Annotated in this window: 14 protein-coding genes; 7 read left to right on the forward strand and 7 right to left on the reverse strand. The window is 61.5% G+C overall.

The genetic code is table 11. From position 1 onward, the window contains the following. Positions 1-3 precede the first annotated feature (3 nt). From PVE73_RS08280 to PVE73_RS08300, 5 genes are all read left to right on the forward strand, one after another. Positions 4-1,299: a TRAP transporter large permease gene (locus tag PVE73_RS08280; RefSeq protein WP_277366479.1), complete on the forward strand. Its 1,296-nt coding sequence runs from the start codon at positions 4-6 to the stop codon at positions 1,297-1,299. 32 nt (positions 1,300-1,331) lie between these two features. Continuing rightward, complete coding sequence (locus PVE73_RS08285; RefSeq protein ID WP_277367385.1) at positions 1,332-2,078, forward strand: SDR family oxidoreductase; 747 nt, start codon at positions 1,332-1,334, stop codon at positions 2,076-2,078. 118 nt (positions 2,079-2,196) lie between these two features. Further along, positions 2,197-2,922, forward strand: a complete 726-nt coding sequence (locus PVE73_RS08290; RefSeq protein ID WP_277366480.1) for a FadR/GntR family transcriptional regulator — start codon at positions 2,197-2,199, stop codon at positions 2,920-2,922. Positions 2,923-3,134: 212 nt separating this feature from the next. Then, on the forward strand, positions 3,135-4,103 hold the full coding sequence (locus tag PVE73_RS08295; protein WP_277366481.1) for a tripartite tricarboxylate transporter substrate binding protein: 969 nt from the start codon (positions 3,135-3,137) through the stop codon (positions 4,101-4,103). A 120-nt stretch (positions 4,104-4,223) separates the two neighbouring features. Then, the gene (locus PVE73_RS08300; protein WP_277366482.1) at positions 4,224-5,588 is read left to right on the forward strand and encodes an MmgE/PrpD family protein; all 1,365 of its coding nucleotides are present in this window, start codon (positions 4,224-4,226) and stop codon (positions 5,586-5,588) included. Between the two features lie 115 nt (positions 5,589-5,703). Here PVE73_RS08300 and PVE73_RS08305 read toward each other — a convergent pair whose 3' ends face one another. The 7 genes from PVE73_RS08305 to PVE73_RS08335 form a co-directional block, all read right to left on the reverse strand. Next, a complete protein-coding gene (locus PVE73_RS08305) occupies positions 5,704-7,203 on the reverse strand; it encodes a tripartite tricarboxylate transporter permease (protein WP_277366483.1) in 1,500 nt (499 codons plus the stop codon). A gap of 4 nt (positions 7,204-7,207) precedes the next feature. After that, positions 7,208-7,663: a tripartite tricarboxylate transporter TctB family protein gene (locus tag PVE73_RS08310; protein WP_277366484.1), complete on the reverse strand. Its 456-nt coding sequence runs from the start codon at positions 7,661-7,663 to the stop codon at positions 7,208-7,210. 274 nt (positions 7,664-7,937) lie between these two features. Further along, complete coding sequence (locus tag PVE73_RS08315; protein ID WP_277366485.1) at positions 7,938-9,029, reverse strand: Ldh family oxidoreductase; 1,092 nt, start codon at positions 9,027-9,029, stop codon at positions 7,938-7,940. 73 nt (positions 9,030-9,102) lie between these two features. Then, positions 9,103-10,059, reverse strand: coding sequence for a tripartite tricarboxylate transporter substrate binding protein (locus tag PVE73_RS08320; RefSeq protein ID WP_277366486.1), 957 nt, complete (start codon positions 10,057-10,059; stop codon positions 9,103-9,105). Between the two features lie 38 nt (positions 10,060-10,097). Then, entirely contained in the window at positions 10,098-11,300 is a 1,203-nt protein-coding gene (locus PVE73_RS08325; RefSeq protein WP_277366487.1) for a CaiB/BaiF CoA-transferase family protein, read from the reverse strand. Positions 11,301-11,303: 3 nt separating this feature from the next. After that, a complete protein-coding gene (locus tag PVE73_RS08330; protein WP_277366488.1) occupies positions 11,304-12,806 on the reverse strand; it encodes a tripartite tricarboxylate transporter permease in 1,503 nt (500 codons plus the stop codon). 9 nt (positions 12,807-12,815) lie between these two features. Beyond that, positions 12,816-13,331 carry a tripartite tricarboxylate transporter TctB family protein gene (locus tag PVE73_RS08335; RefSeq protein ID WP_277366489.1) on the reverse strand — a complete coding sequence of 172 codons (516 nt, stop codon included), beginning with the start codon at positions 13,329-13,331 and terminating at the stop codon, positions 12,816-12,818. A 62-nt stretch (positions 13,332-13,393) separates the two neighbouring features. Between PVE73_RS08335 and PVE73_RS08340 the strand changes: the two genes are divergently transcribed. Both PVE73_RS08340 and PVE73_RS08345 read left to right on the forward strand, forming a co-directional pair. Next, a complete protein-coding gene (locus PVE73_RS08340) occupies positions 13,394-14,617 on the forward strand; it encodes a mandelate racemase/muconate lactonizing enzyme family protein (RefSeq protein WP_277366490.1) in 1,224 nt (407 codons plus the stop codon). A 263-nt stretch (positions 14,618-14,880) separates the two neighbouring features. Continuing rightward, on the forward strand, positions 14,881-16,011 hold the full coding sequence (locus PVE73_RS08345) for a TAXI family TRAP transporter solute-binding subunit (RefSeq protein WP_277366491.1): 1,131 nt from the start codon (positions 14,881-14,883) through the stop codon (positions 16,009-16,011). The last annotated feature ends 9 nt before the right edge of the window (positions 16,012-16,020 follow it).

Raw genomic sequence — 16,020 nt, forward strand, 5'->3', positions numbered from 1 at the left:
ATCATGATGCTAATCGTCCTGTTTGCCGTCCTCCTGGCGCTTATCTTTCTGGGCGTTCCGATCATCCTGACGCTGGGCCTGATCGGCCTTGGCGGGATCCTGCTCGTTCCTGAACTGGTTCTGGCGCTCTACCCCCAAAAAATGTTTTCAACCCTCGACTCCTTCAGCCTCCTGGCCCTGCCTTATTTTATCCTGGCCGGCGAGCTCATGCTGCGCGGGGGGATCAGCAGGAAGCTCGTGGATTTCGCCGAGACCGTGGTCGGTCATTTGAGGGGCGGGCTGGCCCAGGCCAACATCGTCGCCAGTATGGTGTTTTCCGGCGTTTCGGGATCCTCCACTGCCGACACCTCTGCGATCGGCTCGGTGCTTATCCCGGCGATGAAGGAAAAGGGCTACAAGGCCGGATATGCCGCAGCGATCACCGCAACCAGCGGCACGATCGGCGCCATCATCCCTCCCTCCATGACCATGATCGTTTATGGCGCGCTGGCCAATGTCTCGGTGGGCGGGCTGTTCTTGGGCGGCATTGTCCCGGGAATCCTGATCGGTCTGGCGCTGATGGGTGTCGTTTATATCCAATCGCGCTCCGCGTCCCGATATCCGGAGATGCAGACCGGCGACGGCCAGTTCTCGGCGCGGGCGGTGCTGAGAGCCTCGCTCAAGGTCTGGGCGGCGCTGCTTGCGCCCCTTATCATTGTGGGCGGAATTCTGGGCGGCGTGTTCACGGCGACCGAGGCCGGGGTGGTGGCCTGCGTTTATTCTTTCCTGATCTCGTTCTTCGTCTACCGCACCATCCGGCTTGCCGATCTGCCCCGCATATTGCTCGCCGCCGCGATGACCACTTGCATGGTCTCGGGCATCATCGCGCTGGCGGGCGGGTTCGGCTGGCTGCTGGCCTATCTCAACTTCAACAAGGTCGTGCTGTCCACGATTCTCGGCCTCACCGATGAACCGATGGTCGTTTTCGCGCTGCTCATGGCGGCCATGCTGGTGCTGACTATGTTCGTGGACAGCATGGCCGTGCTCATCATCATGGTGCCGTTGGCCGTCTATATCGGCCAGACTTTTGGTCTCGATCAGTTCCAGCTCGGCGTGGCGCTGGTCATGGCCACCCAGATCGGCTCGACAACGCCGCCGGTCGCCGTGCTGCTGTTTGTGGCCTCCAGCATCGCCAAGTGCCGGTACAGCGAGACCGTGCGCTTCGTCTGGCCGTTCATCGCCGCCGAAATCCTGGTGCTGGTGCTCGTCATGCTCTTCAAGCCGCTTGCCAGCGCGATCCCGCAATGGGCTCTCGGCTAACAGATCAATCATACCCGCAAAAGGAAAGTTGGATGTATTCAGTTTCGGACAAAGTTGCTCTCGTTACAGGTGGTTCGCGCGGAATCGGGCTCGCCTTGTGCCGCCGCATTCTTGAGCAAGGCGGCAAGGTCGGCGTGAACGGGCGCAACGAGACCGAAGATGCCTTTGGTTTGCAGCGCGAATTCGGTAATGACCGGGTGGCACTGATCTGGGGCGACGTTTCCAAGCCGGACGAGGCTATGCGGACAGTCGAGGAGGTGGCCAAGGCCTTCGGCCGGCTCGATGTACTGGTTCACGCCGCAGGCGGGCCGGCGCCGGGCAAGATCACCGAGCTCTCGCAAGCGGACTGGATGGAGGCCTTTGACATACACGTGCATCCCGTCTTTCACCTGTTCAAAGCTGCGCACCCTCATCTCAAGAAGGAAGGCGGTGCGGTGGTGCTGGTGTCTTCGGTTGCCGGGTTGCGCGGATGCCCCGGCACAGTGGCATACCAGACCGTCAAGGGTGCTCTGATCCCGCTGGCCCGCGCGTTGGCATTCGATCACGGCCCGGAAAACATCCGCGTCAACGTGATTGCGCCCGGAATCATCCGCACCCGATTCCATGAGGCCATGACCGAGGAGGCCAAGACTCACAATATCGGCAGCCGCATTCCGTTGCGCCGGGAGGGCACGGTCGAGGACGTGGCGCGGGCAATTCTGGAACTGATCGAGAATGATTTCATCACGGGAGAGGTGCTCACCATTGATGGCGGCATGTCGATGCGGGTGACCGGCTGAAGAGAAATCACAGTTGCTTTGCGCCCTCCGATCTACTCTATAGGCTCGCGGACTTGGTGTTTTCGGACCTGGCGCGTAAGTCGCGACGCTCGCGCGGCGTCGTCAACAAGGAAGAGCAATGTCCCGAACGGCTGATCCCGGCCTCCAATTCGTGCCCTCGCGCAACCTCCATGCCCGCCTTGCCGATGAGCTGGGATTGGCCATCGTGCGCGGCGATTACCTGCCGGGAGAGCCGCTGCCGCCGGAGGTGCGCCTTTGCGAAACACTGGGAGTCAGCCGTACGGCCGCGCGTGAGGCGATCAAGGGGTTGATTGCCAAAGGGTTGATTGAAGCACGTCCCAAGACTGGAACCCGTGTCCGGCAGTCCATGGACTGGAACCATCTCGACCCCGATGTGTTGCGCTGGCGCCTGGAAGTGACCGATACCGACGCTTATCTTGCAAAAATGTTCCAGTTGCGCCGGGCGACGGAGCCGGCGGCCTGTGCGCTGGCGGCGCAGAACGCGGATGCCGAGGACCGCAGACGGCTCGAAGCCAATTTCCACGCGATGATCGACGCAGGCGACGACAACGCGGCATGGGTGGAAGCGGACCTTGCTTTTCACAAAACCATCTACCTGGCCACGCGAAACGAGTTCTTCTGGCCGATCGGACAGCTGTTTGGTTTTGGCCTCAAGCACATGTTCAAGATCGCGGCCACAGGGACCCATCGTCCCCGAGCTGTGGTCGAACATGGCACTCTCATGCGCGCCATCGTAGACGGTAACCCCGAGGCTGCAACGCAGGCAGCACTTGTTTTATTGGAGAACGCCGTTGCCGACATCGATCGCATCAGGGGGCGGTAGATCATTTTCTTCGGCAAGAAGTAGACAGAGACGTTTGATTTCTTTTGCGAACTCGGCCTCAAGCTCGAAGGGCGGCAGGCAGCCCTCCGGCATGCCGGCTTGCGCCGGACCTGCGCTGTTCCGGCAGGCGAAACATTTGATGCTCGCCATCGACAATGAAGCGAGCCGGGCGCCAATAATTACCTCGATAACAGCCTGCGGGAGGAAAGAACATGAAACAACTGGCTGCGGTATTAACCGCGGTTGTCGCTTTGGCACTTTCGATATCCACGCCGGTGGCACAAGAACAGCAACCCTATCCAGTCGATACGGTCACGATCGTCGTCCCGTACGCGGCCGGTGGCACCGGCGACACGGTGGGCCGTATCGTGGCCGAAGAGTTGAGCAAGCGGTTTACCGCCAATTTCGTCGTAGAGAATGTCGGAGGCGCCAGCGGCACAATCGGTGCCGAGCGCGTGGCGAGGGCAGCGCCTGACGGTTCGGTCCTGCTTTTGGCGGGCAATGCGATCATTACCACCGCTCCGCATTTGGCGCCGGTGGGCTTCGATCCACTGACCGATCTCGTCGCGATCGCCAATATCAGCGAAGCGCCACGCATGCTGGTTGCCTCCAAATCCCTTCCGGTGAGCAATTTCGAAGAGTTCGTCGCCTATGCCAGGGAGCACCCTGGCGAGCTCAACTTCGGCTCCGTCGGTGTGGGCTCGACGGGCCACATTGCCACGGTGGACATGCTCGCCAATATCGGCGTCGAAGCGAACCACATTCCTTATTCGGGTGCTTCGCAGGTGGTTCAGGCCGTTCTTGCGGGTGATGTGCAGTTCATGCTCGACGCGGCGGCCATTCCGCAAGCCCGACAGGATGCCGTCACGCCGCTGGCGGTGCCCGGGGACAAACGCTTCGATGATTTTCCCGATGTCCCGACACTGGCCGAGGTCGGCTACCCCTCCATCCGGGGCACGGGCCTGCAAATGATCATGGGGCCGGGCGGGATGCCTGAGGAAATCATCACGCTGCTTGAACGTGCATTGCAAGATGCCAGCAACTCACCCGAGTTCACCCGGCTTCTGGTCCGCTCCGGCGTCACGCCGCGGTTCATGAGTGCAAGCAGCCTCAAGGATGCTTTGGAGGTTGAGCATCAGAATTACGATCAACTGCTCACCAAGATGGGGCTGAAGCAGTAGCCTTTTCCGTGACATGGAGCCCCGGCAGCCTTGGCGGCTGCCGGACCTCCGCTTCGCTTATCTGCAAATCTGAGCACCTGCCACATGGTTACATTGAGCACGCAGCTGGCAGAGTGGAGCTTGACGTTTTCGCTCGAGCACGCTCCCAGTGAGGTGGTCGAGAATGCAAAGCTGCGAATTCTCGACATCATCGGGGTTATGATCGCCTCATACGATCATCCAACCGTCGGAGCTTCGGAGCGCGCGCAGGCCGATGCCGATGGGGGCGGTCGCGGTGCTCATGCACTCATGTCTCGAGGCGAAACTTCTCTTGCAGGAGCAGCTTTCATCAATGGAGTCGCCTCGGCCGTTCTCGAATTCGACGATACCCATATCGCCAGCAACATCCACCCTACCGGTGTGATCGCCGCCGCGAGCATTCCGGTCGCCCAGGCTCTGGGCCTTTCCGGCCGTCAATTGCTGGAGGCCCTCATTGTCGGCTCGGAAATTCTGTGTCGGCTGGGGCTGGTTTCGCCTGTGCGGATGCATGAGGTCGGGCTTCACCCCACCAGCGTTTATGGCGTGTTCGGAGCGACATATTCCGTTGCGCGTTTGCGCGGGCTTTCCCCTCGGCAGACCGTCGATGCCGTGGGAACGGCGGCGAGTCTTTCGGCAGGGTCGATCGCTTCGTTTGAGGACGGTACCTCGACCAAGACACTGCATGTGGGGTTTGCGGCGGCGGCTGCCGTCCGGTCAATGGCGCTGGCTGCGCAAGGGATTTCCGGACCGGGCAAAGTTTTCGAGGGCAAGTTCGGCTGGTTCAAGAGCTATATTCAATCAGAACCGGAGTTCAGGTTCTCACAGGTTGCGAGCGGGCTTGGAACACACTGGGAAGCACTTTCTATCGCGACCAAGCTTTATCCCTGCGCCTATACGCTGATGCCCTTCATTTCGGCCGCGCTGAAACTGCGTGCCGACAATCGGATCGACTTGGATCAGATCGCGGAGGTCCGTTGTGAGATCATGCCGCGCTCGTTTCACACCGTCTGTGAACCAGTCGATGAAAAGCGGCGCCCTCTTACTCCCTGGCATGGCCGCATCAGTCTTCAGCACACGGTGGCCGAGGCGTATGTGCTCGGTCGGTTCGACAAGAACGCCTACGCCGAAGCAAGCCTCACAGACCCTCGCATCAATGCGCTGGCAGACAAGGTCGTTCACATCGCCGACCCGATCGCTGCCGCCGATACGTCGCGATCGCGCGGCGTGGTCTCGATTCTCTTCAAGGATGGGCGCAGGCTCACCCACACGATCGAGGATATGCTGGGGACGGCGAAGAACCCGGCGCCCGCCGCGGTCTACATCGAGAAATTTCGTGCCAATGTCGATGGCGTCATCCCCGCCTCGCTGGCCGGCAGGATAATCGATGCCGTTCTCGGCCTTGACGATGTTTCCCATCTCGATGATCTCTTCTCCCCGCTGAGAGAAGCAGGGTTACGAGCTTGCTAAAAGCCGTGGCGGTAGCCCGGATCTAAAAGCAGCGCCAATCTCTTCGGACCCGGAGCCAGAACCGCTCCACAGATGGTGCTTACGCCGAGGGAAGCCCTAAACTGCGGCGCGGGCCTCAACCCTCAGCCGCTTCCTCGCGACCGCGGCGCACGAAGGACGTCGTCGCGAGGGCGAGAACCGAAAGGCCGAGCAGGACGAAGATGAGGCTGATCGGACGCTGAAGGAAAACCAGCGGATCGCCATGAGAAATGGCCATCGCGCGCCGGAAGTTTTCTTCGAACATCGGCCCGAGAATGAAGCCGAGGATGAAGAGCGCGGGACTGAGCCCCGCCGCTTTCAGCAGGTAACCGAGGAAGCCGAAGAAGATGAGCACGTAAATCTGGAAGGCAGACGTTCCCATCGTGAACACGCCGACACAGGCGAAGGCGAGCACGAAAACGTAGAGCCAGTGGTAGGGGACATTGAGAAGGCGCACCCAGAGGCCGATCAGCGGCAGGTTGAGAACGACCAGGAACAGGTTCCCGATCCACATGGAGGCGATCAGCCCCCAAAAGAGCGGCGCGTGCTCGCTCATCATCCGCGGTCCCGGCGCCACGCCATGTATCATGAATGCGCCGAGCAGCAGCGCCATGACCGGGCTGCCGGGAATGCCGAGCAGCAGCGTGGGGATGAACCCGGTCTGCGCAGCCGCGTTGTTGGCCGATTCCGGTGCGGCGACACCCTCGATGGCGCCTTCTCCGAAGCGCTCGGGTTGCTCGGCGATGTTCTTTTCGACCATGTAGGCCGAAAACGAGCTCATCGCGACGCCTGCTCCGGGCAGCACGCCAAGCAGCGCGCCGATGCCGGTGCCGCGCACGACGGCCGGCCAGGCCCTGCGGAAATCGTCTCTGGTCGGCCACAGATTGCCGATGGCGCTCGTTGCGATTTTTCCCTGCGGGCCGGAGGACGTGTTGCCGATGATCTCTGCTATGGCGAACAGGCCCACCGCCAGCGCCGCGAAGTCGACGCCGTCGCGCAGTTCGGGAATGTCGAAGGTGAAGCGGAAGACGCCGGTCATGACGTCCGATCCCGCCAGCCCGAATATGACGCCGAGCAACGCGACGCCGATCCCCTTGATCGCCCCGCCGCGGGTCATGGTGGCGACCATGAGCAAGGCGGCAAAGACCAGAGCGGCGTATTCGGCCGCGCCGAAGCGCATGGCGACGGCCGCCAGCGGCGGGCCAGCGAGGGCGATCAGCAGGGTTCCGACCGTCCCGGCGAAGAAGGATCCGAGCGCAGCCACGGCAAGGGCTACACCCGCTCTGCCGTTTTTGGCCATCTGGTGGCCGTCGATGCAGGTCACCGCGGAAGAGGCCTCGCCTGGCAGGTTGACCAGGATGGAGGTCGTCGAGCCGCCGTAGGAGGCACCGTAATAGATGCCGGCCAGAAGAATGATCGAGGCCTCTGTCGGCAGGCCGAAGCTGAGCGGCAGCAACAGCGCGATGGTGATAATGGGGCCGACTCCCGGCAGAACACCGATTGCGGTGCCCAGGCTCACGCCCAGCAGACAATAGAGCAGATTGACGGGATTTAGGGCGACCTGCATTCCCGTGGCGAGGAGAGAGACGAGGTCCATGGTCTCAGAACCCCCAGACGAAGAGGCGCAGCGGAAGGCCCAAGCCGTATTTGAAGATCGCGGTGACGAGGACGATGACGACGATCATCGCCCCGGCGATCTCCCATTTGGCTCCGCCCTTTTGAGCGAACCACCCGATCGCAACGAGCGCGACCAGCGCCGGGACGAGGCCGGTCGGCAGGATCAATACTGCAAAGGCGAGCACCGCGCCCAGGATCGACAGCAAGGGCCGCAGTTCGAAGCGGGAGAACGCCGGTACGGCGGCTGATGCAGCGCTTCGGACTGCACTGAGGAGCTGGACGACACCCAGCGCGCTGAGCGCCCCGCCGGCGACGACAGGCAGGGCTCCACTGCCCAATTGAGTCATGGTGCCCAGGCCATAACCCCAGCCGACAATCACGGTGGCCATGCCGAAAAACAGGAATATGGCCCCGGCGAGTGTGTTCGAGCTGACGGTCATGTCCGCTGTCCTGCTGAATAAACGTCGCGCATGTTTTCGTATCTCCTCCCGACGACTCTTCACGATCGTCCGAGACTTTGCGGGCGGGCGTCGGTCATACAATTCTCAAAATCCACCGATTCCGGCAGATGGAACATAGCTTGGCGGCCGTGGCTGGCCAAATCTCCTCGAGCAGCCCGAGTCCGCTCCTCGCCGGCGCCGGTATTGTGTACTCGTGCTTGAGCGCCGATGCGAACTTCGTACACGAGGCGAAGGACACCGAGCGGCATCTCCTTCATGACTGCCTGGGAACGGCCTCAGCCGTCGGGTGCTCCTCCATGAAGCGCGGAATGGCCACACCAAGGGCTTGCGCTCTCTCGCGCAGTGCATGCGCGACGGTGGGCGCGAGCTCGATCATTCCGTTGTTTTTTTCAAGCGCTTCCGCGCTTCGCTCCCCGGGCGTGAACAGGCGCTCGACGCCCTCGGCCCGACGCGATTGGCGCACCCGCCTGACCGCTTCGTCGGCCTCCTCAAGGAAGTCTGATAGCGGGCGGAAATGTGCGATATCGAGAACGATGAACAGGTATGATGATAACTGCGGCTTGGTTGTGTCGTCGTCGAGTTCCCCCAGCTTCGCGCCCCAAGCGCCACTGGAGAGCAGACCAGCCATCAGATCGATTGCGAACGAAAGTGCAAACCCCTTAGCTCCGCCCATCGGCAGCAGCAATCCCTTCATTGCCGCGGCGGGATCCGTGGTCGGTCTGCCATATGCATCGAGCGCCCATCCCTCGGGGAGGGTTTGTCCCGCGGCATGCGCATGGCGAATGCGACCATATGTTCCTGCGCTTGTGGCCATGTCCAGAACGATCGGGTGGTCAGTGGTCGGGATGCCGATGGCGATGGGGTTGGTGCCGACCAGGCGCTCGGCACCACCCGGCGCGGGCATGACCGGCTTGGTGTTGCCCATCGCCAACGCGGCGCACCCGGCTTCCGCGGCCATTCGAACATAGCGCCCCGCAACGCCCATGTGCTGGCCGCGGCGCACTGCGACGGCAGCGACTCCGTTGTCCTGCGCCTTCGCAATCGCGATCGCGATGGCTTCCTCTGCGGCGAGATGCCCCTCCATGCCGGCTGCATCAAGAACCACCGCCCCGCCGGACTCACTGATGATGCGCGGTTGCTCGGCCGTCGACATCGCACCCGCAACGAGGCGGGCGAGATAATTGTCGGCCTGCAGGACGCCGTGCGAGCTCCGTCCGGAGAGATCGGCTTCGATCAATGCGTCGGATACACGTTCCGCGGCCCGGACGGATAGACCCGCCGCCTCGAAGAGTTCCGCGACGAATTGACCCAAATCTTTCGCAGGAACGAGATGCTGGATCGTCATGATCGAACCCCGGATGGTGAGCGGCTATTTGGGCGCGACGCCGCGAACGCGTCGCGTCGGGCGCCGGCTAGTGCTACTGCGCCGTGATCCCGGCATGTTCGATCACCTCGGCGAACTTCTCGTAGTCGCCCACGATTATCGCCTTGAACTCTTCCGGGGTGCTGGCGTCGATCTTTGTCCCAAGTTTGGCGAAGAACGTCTTGGCCTTCTCTGTCTGGAGATATTCGGTAATCGCCTCGTTGAGCCTGACGATGATTTCGCGCGGGGTTCCGGCTGGCGCCACGAAACCGTTCCAGGCAGTGAGTTCGTAGCCGGGAATCTCTTCGGCCACCGTCGGCACGTCCGGTAGGATTTCGGAGCGTTCGGCGCTCGTGATCGCAAGCGGAATCAGCGCTCCGGATTCGATATGAGGTACCGCTGTCGTCAGGGTGTCGAAGGCGAACGGCACTTGGCCGGAGATGAGAGCACTGAGAAGATTGCCGCTGCCGGTGTAGGGGACGTGAACGGCCTCGCCATCCATGGCCTGTAGCAGCATCTCCATCGACAGATGCTGGCTATAGCCGATCCCTCCACTGCCATAGTCGAACTTGCCGGGACTCTCCTTTACCTTCTCGATCCATTCCGCAAGCGTGGATACCTCGAAGGAAGGGTGCACCAACAGCAGGTTGGGTGCAGACGACACCATGGCGATCGGTTCGAAGTCCGATACCGGGTCGTAGCCGACCTCTGGGTTGAGGGACGGCAGGATCGAGAACGAAGAAAATATGAACTGAATGGTATACCCGTCCGGCGCGGCCGACTTGACGGTCTTGGCCGCCAGTGCACCCCCAGCGCCCGGGAGGTTCTCGACAACGAATGTCTGGCCGAACTTTTCGGTAAGGGCGTCGGCGATCAGTCTGGAAACGGTATCGGCGGTGCCCCCCGGCGACGACCCGACCACGACGCGGACGAGATCGTTGGGATAGTCGGACTCTTGCGCGATCGCGCTGGACCCCAGCCCGGTCAGGGCCAAGGAGAACGATGCGATCAAGGATAGCAGTTTCATTGAGGTTCCTCCCGTTTGGTTTGTCAGATCGCGCCGGCATCGCGGAACGCGGCGACTTCTTCCGCCGAGTAGCCGAGTTCCGCGAGCAGCGCCTCGCTATGCTCGCCCATCCGCGGCGGCGGGCGATCCATCCGCGCGCCGCCATGAGCAAGTTTGAATGCCGCCTTGGGCACTGTGATCGTGCCGGGAATGCCCGGTTCATCGACAAAGCGATGAAGGATGTCGCGGTGCTCAAGCTGCGGATGAGCAAGGGTTTCCGGCAGGGTCCATATGCGTGCTGCGGGGATATGGTGCGCCTGGAACCAGTCCTCCCATTGCTGCGCGGTTTTCGTGAGCAGGATGCGCTGCAGGATTTCCCGCTCACGCGCAGCGTCCGATCGGCGCGCGTCATTGTTGGCCTTGACCAGTTCCGGATGCCCGAGCAGGCGCCAGAAGCGGCGCTGCTGCCGCATATTGATCGCGGCAATCTGGATTTGGCCATCGGCGGTGTCATAGAGTCCGACGGTCGCGAACTCGTGCCGATTGCCTCCCGCACTGGGATGGCGTCCGGAGCGGCTGTAGTTGGTCAGATGCGCGCCGAGAAGTATCAAGGCGGTATCGAGCATGGACAAATCGATATATTGCCCTCGCCCGGTCCGTTCGCGCTGCAAAAGGGCTGAAGCGACGGCGAAGGCGCCCATTGCGCCAGTCGCATAGTCGATTGCCGGCGTGCCGACCTTCATGGGCACCATGTCGGTGGTTCCGTTGACCATCATCAGGCCAGAGACGGCCTGGATCACCTGGTCGTAGCCGGTTTGCTTGCCCCGTGGCCCATCCTGTCCGAATGCCGACATGGACGCATAGATCAGGCGGGGATTGATCTCGCGCAGGTCCTCATAGCTCAACTCGAGCGCCTTCATGGCGCCGGGCCGGAAATTTTCGACCAGCACATCGGCGGTGCGGACCAAGCGTCGCAGGATCTCGCGACCATCAGGTGTCTTGAGATTGAGCGTCAGCGAGCGTTTGCCGCCGTTCTGGATGATGAAGTGCGTTCCGATCCTGTCGGACGAGAGCGCGGGGTCGCTGCCGTCGATCCGGGTCTGGTCGGGCTCTTGCGGGTTTTCGATCCTTATAACATCGGCACCGAACACCGCGAGTTGATAGGTGGCGAACGGCGCGGCAAGGACATGGGTTATATCAAGAACCCTTGTTCCTTCAAAAGGACGCATGGTCCGGCAATCGTCCATGGTTCACTCCTCGCTAAAGGCTTCTTCACGCCGGCGGGCGATGGCCGGAGCGGTCATGAGCAGCAACGCTGCTAACGCGACGATGAGGAAGGAAAGACTGATGGGTTCGGTGAGGAAGACGGTCGGATCGCCGCGCGACATCAGCATACTGCGGCGCAACTGCTCTTCCATCATGGGCCCGAGAATGAATCCCAGGATCAGCGGCGCCGGTTCACATCCCAGGCGCATGAAGACATAGCCGAGCAGGCCAAAGAACCCCAACTCGTACATGGAAAACAGCGTGCCGGAGGCTGAATAGATTCCAACGGCGCTGAAGGCCATCACAGCGACGACAAGCACCGGATAGGGCACTGTCAGGAACCGGACCCATAGTCCGACAAGCGGCAGATTGAGTAGGACCAGCATCAGATTGCCGATCCACATCGAAACGATCAGACCCCAGAACATGTCGGGTTGCTTAAGGATGATATCGGGCCCGGGCTGGACGCCCTGAATGATCATTGCGCCGATCATGAGCGCCATCACTGCGTTGGATGGCAGACCCAGCGTAAGCATGGGAATGAAGGCGGTTTGCGAGCCGGCATTGTTGGCGCTTTCTGGCGCAGCAACGCCTTCTATCGCACCCCTGCCCATTTCGTCGCGGTTTTTCGACACCTTCTTTTCGACGATATAAGCCGCAAAGGATGCCAACATCGCCCCGCCGCCGGGAAGGATGCCCAGAGCCGAGCCGATGGCCGTGCCGCGCAGGGAGGGCATGGCGATCCGCCTGAAGTCGTGAAGGGACAGCCACAATCCTTCGACCCTGCCTTTGAGAACTTCACGGCTTTCCGGGTTTTCCAGATTGCGCAGAATTTCGGCGATGCCGAACAAGCCGATCGCGAGCGCCACGAAGTTCACGCCATCGGCAAGCTCGAGCATCCCCATGTCCAAGCGCGTGGTGCCGGTATAGATATCGGTGCCGATGATCCCCAAGAGGAGACCGAGCAGGACCATGGCGATGGCCTTGGGAACCGAGCCATGGGCCAGCACGACGGAGGCGACGAGACCCAGCACCATCAGCGAGAAGTAGGAGGGGGGCCGGAAAGCCATAGCCACCTGTGTCAGGGGCGCTGCGAAAATCGCCACGATGATGGTGGCGACCGTGCCGGCGAAGAACGAGGACAGCGCGGCGGTGGCCAGAGCAGCGCCGGCACGCCCCCGCCTGGCCATCTGGTAACCGTCCAGGGTCGTGACTGCCGAGGAGGCCTCGCCGGGAAGATTGAGCAGGATGGCCGTTGTCGATCCGCCGTACTGGGCGCCGTAATAGATGCCGGCGAGCATGATCAGCGCCGAATCCGGCGCCATCGAAAAGGTCACGGGGAGCAGGATCGCGATGGTGGCGAGCGGCCCGACACCCGGCAGGACGCCCACGAGCGTGCCCCCGAGAACACCCACGAAGCAGAACAGGATGTTCTGCGCCGCAAGGGCGACCGAGAAGCCGAGAGCGAGATTCGAGATGAAGTCCAAGGCAGCCTCCTATCGCAGCCAGTCGCCGACGAGGGGCAGGTTCAGCCCGAGGCCAAGTTTAAAGATGCCGATGCAAAGCGTTGTGATGGCTGCGGACAAGACGGCAGCCCTGACCAGTGTCATGCCCTTGAGCGCAACCGAAGAGCAGAAGCAGAGCGTCAGAAGTGCGATTGCCAGGCCTAACGGTCGCATCACCGCGCCGAACAAGATCAGGCCAATCGGAAACAGCGCGATGGCCCGCCAGGGAATGCTGCGGAGCTTGATCATCGCGCCTTCGGCACGCCAGCCCTTTATCGCGATAAAAATTCCCATAGCGAAGAGGAGCCCGCCGACGAGAGCGGGAAAGAAGCCCGGTCCCATGCGAAACGCGTTGCCAAGTGCAAGGCCGGCGATGGACGTCGCACAGAACCAGCCGCCGAAAACCGCAAACAGCAGTCCCGAGGCGATGTCGGCGTTGAGTTTGAGTTTCTGCATATTCAGTGACGTCACCAGTCCGGTTGGTCGTGGTCGATGGGCAGCAACCATAGTCCTCAACCCGGTCTCCGGAATGCAAATCGAAGATGTGTTCCGTCTGACGAAATGCCCTGATGGCGGGAGACGGATATCTGCAGGAGCACGCCATAGTGGCGCATTCGCCAACAACTTCAGCGATCGCCACAGGAGCGAAGCACATCATGAAGATAAGCCGCATAACCTGCAGCGCATTCCGAATGCCTCTCAAGCAAGCGGTTTCATCCAGCCGCGTGACAATGACTCACCGCGAACTGGTCGTGGTCGAGGTCGAAGTGGACAATGGTGAGATAGGCGTCGGCTGGTGCACGACCGCCGGGGTCGGCGCAGCGGCGGTGCACGCGCTGATATCCGGGTATCTCGCTCCGATGCTTTTGGGATCGGATCCACGCAACACCGAGCAGATCTGGCAACGGCTGTGGATGGAGTGCCATGCGGCCGGTCCGGGCGGGATCACGACGCTGGCTATTTCCGCAATCGATATCGCGATGTGGGATATCAAGGCCAAGAATGCTGGCGAGCCTTTGTACAGGCTGCTCGGCGGCGCCCGAACCAGTGTCCAGGTCTATGCGAGTGCGATCAATCTGCACCTTTCGATGGAAGACCTGGTGGAACAGGTTCGCGCGCAATCGAGTGACGGCTATACCGCTTTCAAGATAAAGGTCGGTCGTCCCGGCCTCTATGAAGACCGCGAGCGCTGCCTCGCCATACGCAAGATCATCGGGGACAACGGTTGTCTGATGCTGGATGCCAATCAGAAGTGGTCGGTCGGTGAAGCGACCCAGCGCATCCGTATCCTGTTGGATGCTGCACCTCTCTTTATCGAGGAGCCGCTTTTGTCCGACGACGTTGGTGGGCACATGAAGCTTCGCAACGCTACGGGAATGCCGATCGCGGTTGGCGAGCAGCTATGCAACCGGTTCGAGTTCTGGAACTATGTCCACGATGGCGCTACCGACTACCTCCAGCCTGATGTCTGGAAGGTCGGGGGGATCACCGAGTTCCTCAAGATCGCAGCGCTAGGCGCCGCCGCCGGCCTGCCCATTTCCCCCCATGGCGCGATGGAGCTATCCGTCCATCTTGCAGCTGCACTGCCCAATGCGCTGCATGTCGAGAACATTTTTGGACTCAACCTTTTCGACTTTGGTGCGACGTCCGGACCCATGGCGATCGCGAACGGAAGGTATGTGCTTGGTTCGGGGCGCGGCCATGGCGTCACCTTCAGCGCTGCGGCGCTCGAGGAACATAAGTTGTCCTTGGGAGAGGCGATCGAGCGGGAGCCCCTTTACGCCTTCTCCTAGGTCCTGCGAGATTCAGGAATTCACTTCGGCGACTTTCGAGTTTGCGCGCATCCAAAGATAAAGCGCGTTTTAGATGTGAGTAGAACGTTTCGTCTCGTGGAACGCGCCGCGTCTCCGGTTCCGCGACCGCACGTAAGGTGTTTTGATTTCACTTAAAGAACCAGAAACCAGCCGGAATTGTCGGTGGGTGCCGGGTCGCGGTTCCAAGTCGCCGTTTCCATGAATTCGGAGCCACTTGGGAGAATAATCAGGGAGGAGAAGTGATGAAGAACCTATCGTCCATCCTTGCACTATCTGCGCTGATGGCGGCACCGGCGTTTGCTGCCGGCGGTGATGTCAAGCTGCCCGATACGCTTACGTGGACAAGTTTCGATGTGGGCGGAACCGGCTACAACCAATCGATCGCCGTCGGCAAAGCGCTTCAGGATGCCTACGGCATTTCGCTGCGCGTAATTGCTGTCAGCAACGACCAGGCGCGTATCGCACCGGTTCGAGAGGGCCGCATTCCATTCGCGCTGGCTGGGAGCGACGTGTTCTTCGCATTCGAGGGGGTAGAGGCCTATGCTTCACCTGAATGGGGACCGCAAAATCTGCGCGCCATCAACCTGGCGGGGGCCGAAAACTGCGTCAGCCTAGGCGTGGCGGCCGACGCTGGCATCGACACGCCAGCCGACGTGAAGGGCAAGCGGGTCGGTTGGGTCGTGAGTTCAGGTTCCCTGCAGGCCAACGTCCGCGCTTTCCTGGCATTCGCTGGTCTGACCACGGATGAGGTGGAATTGGTCGAACTCCCCGGCTATGCCCAGGCCTGGACGGCGATGATCAACGACCAGATCGATGCCATGACCGGCGTGACCACCAGCGGCGTTGTCGAGCAGGCGGCCGCCAGCGCCCGCGGCCTGAAATGGCTGGCCTTTCCTCATGACGATCAGGAAGGCTGGCACCGTCTGCGCGATGTGAACCCGCATTTTTCCAAGCGCGTGGCAACGGTTGGCGCTGCCTTCACCGGCCCGCTTGAGTGCGCGGGCGTCCCTTATCCGGATCTGATCACCTACCATGCTGAGGAAGATCTGGTCTACAATCTCACCAAGGCGCTGGATGCGCAGGTCGGCGTCTACTCGAAGGCCGATGCCGGCACCGCAGGCTATGCGGCGGAAAAGCAGATGTTCGACTGGGTCGTACCGTACCACGAGGGCGCCATCCGCTATTACAAGGAAGCCGGCGTCTGGTCCGACGACCTTGAGGCACACACCGAATCCTTGATCGAGCGGGCGGGCGTCCTTGCCGAGGCATGGAAGAAGATGGAAGGCAAAAGCGGCGAAGGCTTTGCCGAGGAGTGGATGAAGGTCCGCGCCGAAGCGCTCGAAGCGGCCGGTTTGCCGGTCTATTTCCGCTAGATCCGCTGA

Origin of the sequence: Chelativorans sp. AA-79 (assembly GCF_029457495.1) — a bacterium.
Lineage (GTDB): Bacteria > Pseudomonadota > Alphaproteobacteria > Rhizobiales > Rhizobiaceae > Chelativorans.